The organism is Sphaerochaeta sp. S2, assembly GCF_016406725.1.
GTDB lineage: Bacteria > Spirochaetota > Spirochaetia > Sphaerochaetales > Sphaerochaetaceae > Sphaerochaeta.
The window spans coordinates 1-3441 of the sequence record NZ_JAEKNT010000339.1; the positions used below are offsets into that span (position 1 = coordinate 1).

Annotated in this window: 3 protein-coding genes; 1 reads left to right on the top strand and 2 read right to left on the bottom strand. The window is 48.9% G+C overall.

Annotated elements, in window-relative coordinates; all coding sequences use genetic code 11:
* The coding region (locus JF818_RS09905) for a hypothetical protein (protein WP_198891851.1) at nucleotides 1-596 on the bottom strand (596 nt) is incomplete at its 3' end.
* 123 nt (nucleotides 597-719) lie between these two features.
* Between JF818_RS09905 and JF818_RS09910 the strand changes: the two genes are divergently transcribed.
* The gene (locus tag JF818_RS09910) at nucleotides 720-2378 is read left to right on the top strand and encodes a diphosphate--fructose-6-phosphate 1-phosphotransferase (protein WP_198891852.1); all 1659 of its coding nucleotides are present in this window, start codon (nucleotides 720-722) and stop codon (nucleotides 2376-2378) included.
* 56 nt (nucleotides 2379-2434) lie between these two features.
* Here JF818_RS09910 and JF818_RS09915 read toward each other — a convergent pair.
* Nucleotides 2435-3441: sensor domain-containing diguanylate cyclase (locus tag JF818_RS09915; protein WP_198891853.1), on the bottom strand; the 1007-nt coding region annotated here is incomplete at its 5' end.

Sequence of the window (3441 nt, forward strand, 5' to 3'; positions counted from 1 at the left end):
GTACTTGCCTCCTCAATCGTTGTACTACCGTCTTTCAGGGTAACAAACACACACTGGTCTTCTGCATTCTCTGCTCTACCCTTGAGTGTAAGTGAATCCGTTCGATGGCTTTCCACACCAAGAAAAGTGAAATACCATTTCTCACGTATTATCAGGCTTACCTCGCGATAGATGCCACAGAAGGAGATGTAGTCCATACTCCCACCAAAGGGAGGAAAGGAGGGATCCTCATCCCCTGAGACCACCACGGTAAGGGTAAAAGAGGAGCGAGCACCCAAATCCAATGTATAGGGAAGATAGGCTCCCTCGAAGCTTCCACACAACACTCCGTCCACATAGAAGTCTGCTTTATTTGCAATCCCTTCAAATCGTATGGCAACCTGCTGGGAATCGGATATATCGAGGGAGAACTGCCTACGGTATGTGTAGGGTCCCCAGTGGAACTGCTCCTCATGGTACCCAGGGGCAAACTGCACGGGTGTATGGGGAAGAGAGACCTGTTGCCAGGCAGAGTCGTCTAATTCGCTAGCAAGAAAGTCTTCGCTGAAGCCTTGGCGGAACAGCCAGAGGTCGTTGACCGGTTTTTCCTGATACATTGGATCCTCCCCTTCTCTGTATAGCAGAGCAAATGCACCAGAGCAAGCGACGATACTTGAAACTGGGAGCCTTTTTGTTCTATGGTTAAGGAATTCAGAGACCAAATTAGAGAGGAGTTCAGCATGGACATTTCCCCTTTGCAAAAAGTACGTTATGCCTATCAACCCAAGCTACCCGCAATTTTGAGGGAGAGCATCACCAAGGTATCCCCCAAGAAGGGAGAAGCTACCAGTGCACAATCTGACGCAGATCAGATCAAGGCACTCTTTCCCAACACATACGGACTCCCAAGAGTTTCGTTCATAGCCGGAGATAATAATGATATCAGCAAGAAGCGAAACGTAGGAGTTATCCTGAGCGGTGGCCAGGCTCCCGGTGGGCATAATGTCATTAGTGGAATATTCGATGCACTGAAGGCAGCCAATACGGAGAATACCCTGTATGGCTTCAAAGGTGGTCCTTCCGGTATTCTGGAAGACTCCTACAGGATCATTGACAAGGAATATCTTGCTGCATTCCGCAATACCGGCGGTTTTGATATCATCGGAAGCGGAAGAACAAAGCTTGAGACCGAAGCCCAGTTTGAGGTTTGCGCTGAAGTATGCAAGAAGCATGAGATTGATGCCCTGGTTATCATCGGCGGAGATGATTCAAACACCAATGCAGCTGTCTTGGCTGAGTACTTCCTTGCCAAGAACCACGGCATTCAGGTAATCGGTTGCCCGAAGACCATCGACGGAGACCTGAAGAACGAATCCATTGAAATATCCTTTGGATTCGATACAGCTACCAAAACCTACAGTGAATTGATCGGCAACATCGAGAGAGATGCCAACAGTGCAAAGAAATACTGGCACTTCATCAAACTCATGGGCCGCTCTGCAAGTCATATCGCCCTTGAATGTGCCTTGGAGACCCAGCCCAATATCTGCCTGATCAGCGAAGAAGTTGAAGCCAAGGGACAGAGTCTGGTAAGCATTGTGGACTACATCGCAAAGGTTGTTGCTGAGCGTGCAGAGGATGGGAACAACTTTGGTGTTGCCCTTATTCCTGAGGGCTTGATTGAATTCATCCCTGAAATCAAGGTCTTGATCAGCCAGATCAACAATCTCCTTGCCAAGGAAGAGAAAGCTTTCAACAAGATCGTAGACAGCAGTGAGCGTATTGCCTTTGTTGCAGAGCGACTCAGCAAGGAAGCAGCCCAGGTATTCACCATTCTGCCTGAAGAGATCCAGAAGCAGCTCCTGATGGACCGTGATCCCCATGGAAACGTACAGGTCTCCAGGATTGAGACAGATAAATTGCTTGCCCAGATGGTGGAAGAGAAGCTCTCAGTGATGAAGAAGGAAGGCTCCTATACTGGCAAATTCAGTTCCATGACCCACTTCTTTGGCTATGAGGGCCGTTGTGCTTTCCCAACCAACTTTGATGCAGATTACTGCTACAGCCTTGGCTATAATGCCTTCATGTTGATCGCTAGTGGTCTCTCCGGGTATCTTTCATCGGTCACCAACCTTGCAGAACCTGCTGGGAATTGGGAAGCTGGTGGTATCCCCATCACCATGATGATGAATATGGAGGTACGCCACGGGGAGGACAAGCCAGTTATCAAGAAAGCCTTGGTGGAACTTGATGGAAAGCCTTTCCAGTACTTTGCAGAGCATCGTGACAAGTGGGCCCGTGAGACTTGCTACACCTATCCAGGTGCCGTACAGTACTATGGACCTGCAGAGGTATGCGACCTTACAACAGTCACACTCGCTTTGGAACAGGCAAAATAACCAATAAACAGTACTGCATTCAACCGGATTGCCACCTATGGTGATCCGGTTTTTCTTCAGTCAGTACAGCGGATTCTTCCCTTCCCCTCTCGCTTGGCTTGGTAGAGCCGCTTGTCTGCAGCTTCCAGCAAGGTCTCGCTTGTACTGCCATCCTTGGGAGAAAAGGCGACCCCCATGCTGATTGCAAATTCAATGCTGTCTCCATCCATGGGAACTGAGACATGGGAGATGTATTCATAGATACGAAGACAGGTCTCTTTCTGGGAGCACCCCCTGAGGATAATAATGAATTCATCACCCCCAAAACGACCTATCAGGTCATCACGTCGAAGGCGTTCCTTCAAGGTTGATACCAGAGTCAGTAGTGCCTTGTCTCCACTGAGATGCCCATGGGTATCATTGAGCATTTTGAAATTGTCGATATCGAGAAGCGCGAGCGCAAAGGGTCTCCCACTTCTCAGCTCTTCATGTAGCTGGACAAGGAATTCCCGTTTATTCAGAAGCCCAGTAAGGCTATCCGTATGGGAACGATGCATGAATGTTTCCAGCCTGACTTGCCTGAGATAACTCAAGACTCCTGCACCAAGGGAAACCAAGCTTCCCAAGATCGCGTACAGGACCAAGACCAACTCACCGTTGTACCATGAATCTGCCGGGGCAATTTCCATCTTCCAAGTAAGGAGGGAGTAAGAAAGTATCATGGAAACCGGGTCGCAATCATCCAGGATCTGCTCTCCCCATAAATAGGTATCATCCCCTCCAAGGTGAGAGAAGGAGAAATGATAGCGATATTGCCCTGAGAGATCTTCCAAACCTGCTCCTAGCAGAAATGATTCCATTTCAAAGTAGAGACTCAACAGTCCCCATGCTTGCTTGTTCTCCACCAGAAGTGGGTAACGAAACACCAGATATGCCTTCCCATCATCCAGGTAGAGGGGACCGTCAATGCTTACAGCTGCCTGCCTCATAAGGTGTTCGATATGCTGGCGATACATGGGAAGCGTTTTCAGATCAAATCCTACCTGGCGACCACCTTCCTCGGGATACTGGTCGATGATAAGGC

Bases quoted from the DNA above. Each gene is read 5' to 3' on its own strand.
- JF818_RS09910 (WP_198891852.1), top strand. From the start codon at position 720: ATGGACATTTCCCCTTTGCAAAAAGTACGTTATGCCTATCAACCCAAG.